The following is a 407-nucleotide window of genomic DNA, read 5'->3' as shown; positions in this document are numbered from 1 at the left end:
CTGACCCCGATAAAGTAGACACGGGGTTTTAATTCATTGATTCATATTGTATGGGGCTAACATTTCCAATCGTCCCATGCATTCGCACTGAGTTGTAGTAATTCTCAATATAAAAACGACTTTGTATTGTCATTTCGCTACGACTCAGTTCATTTAGATTACTCATCCATTCTTTTTTGTACTGAGCAAAAAAACTTTCTGAACAGGCATTATCCCAGCAGTTTCCCTTTCTCGACATGCTAATCGTTACACCTCGCTTGTTCAACCACGATATAGTCTCTTTAGCTCGATACTGGCTCCCTTGATCTGAATGAAACAGTAAACGTTGCCCGTTCGGCTTGCGCACATTCCAAGCCTTCTTTAGTGTTTTAATCACTAAAACCGCATTATTAATTCGACTTGTTGCC

At 40.0% G+C, this 407-nt stretch carries 1 protein-coding gene; it reads right to left on the bottom strand.

Going from position 1 to position 407, the window contains the following annotated elements; all coding sequences use genetic code 11:
• Nucleotides 1–28: 28 nt before the first annotated feature.
• Nucleotides 29–407: DDE-type integrase/transposase/recombinase (locus AN389_RS19685; protein WP_146258104.1), on the bottom strand; the 379-nt coding region annotated here is incomplete at its 5' end.

The organism is Pseudoalteromonas sp. P1-7a (genome assembly GCF_001401855.1).
Taxonomy (GTDB): Bacteria; Pseudomonadota; Gammaproteobacteria; order Enterobacterales; family Alteromonadaceae; genus Pseudoalteromonas.
The sequence above is the reverse complement of the archived record's forward strand: the minus strand, read 5'-3'. Positions and strand labels throughout refer to the sequence as shown.